Origin of the sequence: Desulfuromonas sp. CSMB_57, assembly GCF_020194955.2 — a bacterium.
GTDB lineage: Bacteria > Desulfobacterota > Desulfuromonadia > Desulfuromonadales > Syntrophotaleaceae > JAFCIY02.
The window spans coordinates 1-4,036 of sequence record NZ_JAFCIY020000083.1; the positions used below are offsets into that span (position 1 = coordinate 1).

At 53.5% G+C, this 4,036-nt stretch carries 6 protein-coding genes; 4 read left to right on the top strand and 2 right to left on the bottom strand.

The window, feature by feature from the left end; all coding sequences use genetic code 11:
* Positions 1-647: 647 nt before the first annotated feature.
* Both JQN68_RS14345 and JQN68_RS14350 read right to left on the bottom strand, forming a co-directional pair.
* Positions 648-1,034, bottom strand: coding sequence for a type II toxin-antitoxin system VapC family toxin (locus tag JQN68_RS14345; protein WP_225073897.1), 387 nt, complete (start codon positions 1,032-1,034; stop codon positions 648-650).
* Positions 1,034-1,267, bottom strand: coding sequence for a type II toxin-antitoxin system Phd/YefM family antitoxin (locus JQN68_RS14350; RefSeq protein ID WP_225073896.1), 234 nt, complete (start codon positions 1,265-1,267; stop codon positions 1,034-1,036). The genes JQN68_RS14345 and JQN68_RS14350 overlap by 1 nt, the downstream gene beginning before the upstream one ends.
* Positions 1,268-2,045: 778 nt before the next feature.
* Here JQN68_RS14350 and JQN68_RS14355 point away from each other — a divergent pair.
* The 4 genes from JQN68_RS14355 to JQN68_RS14370 all read left to right on the top strand — a co-directional run bounded on the left by JQN68_RS14355 (position 2,046) and on the right by JQN68_RS14370 (position 3,808).
* A complete protein-coding gene (locus tag JQN68_RS14355) occupies positions 2,046-2,426 on the top strand; it encodes a type II toxin-antitoxin system RelE/ParE family toxin (RefSeq protein ID WP_225073895.1) in 381 nt (126 codons plus the stop codon).
* Positions 2,407-2,730, top strand: a complete 324-nt coding sequence (locus JQN68_RS14360) for a helix-turn-helix domain-containing protein (RefSeq protein WP_225073894.1) — start codon at positions 2,407-2,409, stop codon at positions 2,728-2,730. Before JQN68_RS14355 ends, JQN68_RS14360 begins: the two co-directional genes overlap by 20 nt.
* Before the next feature lie 366 nt (positions 2,731-3,096).
* Positions 3,097-3,492 (top strand): type II toxin-antitoxin system RelE/ParE family toxin, encoded by a 396-nt coding sequence (locus tag JQN68_RS14365; protein WP_225073932.1) that lies wholly within the window; start codon positions 3,097-3,099, stop codon positions 3,490-3,492.
* Positions 3,476-3,808: an XRE family transcriptional regulator gene (locus JQN68_RS14370; RefSeq protein WP_225073931.1), complete on the top strand. Its 333-nt coding sequence runs from the start codon at positions 3,476-3,478 to the stop codon at positions 3,806-3,808. The genes JQN68_RS14365 and JQN68_RS14370 overlap by 17 nt, the downstream gene beginning before the upstream one ends.
* The last annotated feature ends 228 nt before the right edge of the window (positions 3,809-4,036 follow it).

Here is a 4,036-nt window from a genome sequence, read left to right on the forward strand (position 1 = left end):
GCAAAACGGACTGCCAACTCCTGAGGTGGTAAGGTGCTTATGGTTCAATTATACAAGTAAGCAAAAAGGGCCTTTCTCCTGCGGAGGGCATGGCATTCGCGGGAGGCGGTGTCTTTTTTCGCCGGTCCAGCAGTTGACCGGATGGCGTCTTCGATCCACCGAGGGGCAAGGGCCCCAGCTGAACAAGTTCAGATGGGCAGGATTTGTCCGGCGGTGCTCCGTTGGCAGCGGAGGCGGTGATAACGAAATTTTCCCTAACGCAGGCCCTGGCCTGCTTCCGGGTTCTAGATTTCCATCCACCCTGCAGCGCCGGTGTTTGCAACGGGGGGGCAGTATCACTGGCGCACCGCCACCGTGGGCAAGATCGAACATCGAAGACGCGCTCCCTGTTCAATGCGCTAACGGTCCGAAATCACAACGTTTCCCCGCGCATACCATAGGGCGTTAGCCGGTCTAACGTCGTTTTCTTTGCCTACTTTCTATTGGACGAGCAAAGAAAGTAGGCCGGCTGCCGTCCGGGACCGGCGAACCTGGTTTTCCGGTTTTGGATTGGATGGGTTCCAAGGTCAAAATCAAGACCGCGGGTCGCGTCCCGCCGGACGCCGCACTTTTTGTCCAAGCGGCCACAAAAAAGTGCGCCAATTTGGCTACTTGCGTGCGTCGCGAATGCGCAGTTTGTATTGGGCGATATGATCGTCCCCCGTCATGAGGGTCAGCCCCTCTGCTTGGGCCTGGGCAATGAGCATGCGGTCGAAGGGGTCGCGATGCAGTGGGGGGAGGGTGCCTGCCAATTGGCCGTGGTAGAGGGTGATGGGGAGTTTGTCAAACCCTTCATCTTCGACGATAGAGTCCATGTCTTCGGGGGCTATCAGCTTGTTCAAGGCGATCTTGATTGAGATTTCCCAGGTCGTCGCCGCGCTGACAAAAATCAGATTGCGACGGTCGGTTATCAATTCTTTGCAGCGAGGGCCGAGCTGTGGGGCATCGGCGAGCCACCACAGCAGGACGTGGGTGTCGAGGAGGAGGCGCTGCATTAGTCTCTCCCCTCGAAATCGCGAATCAACTCCTCAGGGGTTTGGTCGAAATCGTCGGTGATGCGAATTTTTCCCTTGTAGCGACCGGGCTTTCGCGGGGAGCGGTCTTCCTTGTGAGGGAGGATGTCCAGATATGGCTTCCCGGCCTTGGCGATGACCACCTTCTCACCCTTCCAAACCTTTTCCCCCAATGCCGAGAGTTGGCTTTTGGCTTCGTGCATATTGACCTGCATCGGAATCTCCTTCTTTTTGATTGTTAGCTAAGTTTAGCCCGGTGCAATGGGTGGGTCAAGGAAAAATCTTGGCCCCCAAGTCCTCTTAAACATAAACGATTCGAGTTCGGGGGACACCATGCTTAATACGATCTTGAACCGGCAGGGCCGGGCCGGGCGGATCCCGGAAAAGTGGGATGGGCATGCGGCGGAGCGGATTGTGGAGATTCTGGTGGCGCGCGAGGGGTAGGGGGAACGTCGAGACCGGCGGGTCGCGTCCCGTTCGGCCTCTGACCTTTTCTGACAGCGGCCACGACCTGTTTCTGCGTATTGGTTTCCTCGTAATCTGCAGCGCCGGTGTTGGCAACAGGGGGGCAGTGCCGTTGTCGCACCGCCACCGCCCGCAAGAGCGAACCTCGCAGACGCGCCCCCTGTCCAATGCGCTAACGGTCCGAAATCACACCGTTTCCCCGAGAATGCCATAGGGCGTTAGCCGGTCTTACGTTGTTTCTTTGCCAACTTTCTATTGGACGAGCAAAGAAAGTAGGCCGGCTGCCGGCCGGGACCGGCGAACTTGGTTTGGGTTTGGCCTGGATAGTTTCCAAGGTAAGCCATCTTTGAGGTGACGTAGGGGGATTGTTGACCTATCGTTGTGAGGAAATAACTTATTATTGGTAAATGTTAAAAAATCAATTTACTTACCGCAGGGCATCAGGTACTCTGCAGTCACTCAGAGTACTTCCAAGGATAAACGCTGGTTCTTGAAAACTATAGGACTGGGTGATATGATATGTCATGCATGTTACTAAAAACCCGACACTTCCATCGCTGGGCAAGGAAAGCGGGATTGTCGGATAGGGCTTTATTCCATGCTTTTATCGAGATGAGCAATGGACTGATTGATGCCGACCTTGGCGGGGGTGTTGTGAAGAAGCGAGTCGCCTTGCCGGGGCAGGGAAAGCGTGGCAGCACGAGGACGTTGTTGGCAACGAATCGTGACGATAGATGGATATTCGTTTTCGGATTTGAGAAACATGATCGGGGGAATGTCAGCGCGAAGGAACTGGAAGCGCTGAAATTGCTCGCCAGGGATCTGCTGGCATTAACTGCAGCACAGATCGCTGAAGCGCTCGATAGCGGGAATCTCCTGGAGGTAAGCCATGAAACATGTGAAAGCTGAAAAGAACCGAATCCTTGAAGCGGTGCATGAGACCGCCCTGGATCTGCATGACCTGGGCTTTATCGATAAACGAGCATTGCGGCGCTATGATGCACTCTGCCTGAAACCGATTCCTCCCTATTCCGCGGATGAGATACGTTCACTGCGGGAACGGTACCGGATCAGCCAGGCGGTGCTGGCTTCAATTCTCAATACCAGTCTCTCTACCGTACAGAAGTGGGAGATTGGTGAAAAACACCCTAGCGGTTCATCGCTGAAACTGCTTAACCTTCTGGATCGTAAGGGGCTTGATACCTTGATGTGATACATAAGTCTTTAGCGGGACGCCCCTTATCAGTTCAGCGGGACACCCTTTATATTTTCACATTTGCTCACCCCAGGAGACTTCGCAGTATGAATTCCGGGGACATCCATACTTAATTATTGTCTTGCATTAATAGATAGAGTATGAGTAATGGGGTCCGGCTTGACATTCGGAGATTCTAAGACTTACGGGCCGGCGGGTTTTAGGGCCGGGTCAGAAGTTTGTCGGATGGCGTCTTCGATGTACCGAGAGGCAAAGCTCCCCAGCTGAACAAGCTCAGATGGGCAGGATAGGTCCGGCGGACATGCGTACCTGCGATAATAATATGCATTTGACTACATATGTATTTGGATGCATAATTAAGCCATGGTGTGGTCAGTCATTTTTTGTGATGAATTTGATGCGGAGTTTAAAGAAATGGCCGAGGGTCTTCAGGATGAGATCCTTGCCCATGCACTTATGTTGCAACAGTTCGGTCCCAACCTCGGGCGACCTACCGTCGATACCCTCAAGGGGTCGCAATTCTCCAACATGAAAGAGCTGCGCTTCGGCTGGGCGGGAGAGGTCTGGCGAGTTGCTTTTGTGTTCGACCCCAAACGACAGGCGATTCTCTTGGCTGGCGGCGATAAAGGGGGCGTTGGCAAGAGTCGTTTTTACAAGCGGCTCATCGATATTGCTGACGAACGCTATCGCAACTATTTGGCAAGGCTTGCCACGGAACAACCGGACGGAAAAGGAGGCAAACATGGCAAGAAAAATTGATCAAATTCTCGATAGTCTACCTTCTGAGAGGCGTGTGAAAATAGAGGAACGGGCTGCGGAGCTTGCAACACTGAAGGATTTGCGCCAAGCGATGGAAAAGACGCAGCAGAATTTGGCGGAAGCTTTGCATATAGGCCAGGATAGCGTTTCGCGTCTGGAAAAGCGTAGCGATATGCTCCTGTCAACCCTACGCGGTTATGTAGAGGCGATGGGGGGAAAACTTGAACTTGTCGCACATTTTCCCAACCGACCTCCGGTAGTCATCGAACATCTGACGGACAAATGCATCACACATAAAGCCAAAATGGAACCCTGAATGGGACATTGTTGAAAAAGGTTGCGTCAATGGAGGCTTAGCGTGAGTCATCTGGGGCTAGGTGGAAAACATCTACGTGGGGGCATTCAGCGGGGCATTCAGCGGGACGCCCTTTATATTTTCACATTTTTCTAACCCCAGGAGACTTTGAGGGGACGTTACTTGTGCTCACCGACAGCGGCGGCCTGCAGGAAGAAACCACCGTCCTCGGCGTCCTCTGCATCACCC

Bases quoted from the DNA above. Each gene is read 5' to 3' on its own strand.
- JQN68_RS14345 (WP_225073897.1), bottom strand. From the start codon at position 1,034: ATGCAGCGCCTCCTCCTCGACACCCACGTCCTGCTGTGGTGGCTCGCC.
- JQN68_RS14350 (WP_225073896.1), bottom strand. From the start codon at position 1,267: ATGCAGGTCAATATGCACGAAGCCAAAAGCCAACTCTCGGCATTGGGG.
- JQN68_RS14360 (WP_225073894.1), top strand. From the start codon at position 2,407: ATGAAACATGTGAAAGCTGAAAAGAACCGAATCCTTGAAGCGGTGCAT.
- JQN68_RS14365 (WP_225073932.1), top strand. From the start codon at position 3,097: ATGGTGTGGTCAGTCATTTTTTGTGATGAATTTGATGCGGAGTTTAAA.
- JQN68_RS14370 (WP_225073931.1), top strand. From the start codon at position 3,476: ATGGCAAGAAAAATTGATCAAATTCTCGATAGTCTACCTTCTGAGAGG.
- JQN68_RS14355 (WP_225073895.1), top strand. From the start codon at position 2,046: ATGTTACTAAAAACCCGACACTTCCATCGCTGGGCAAGGAAAGCGGGA.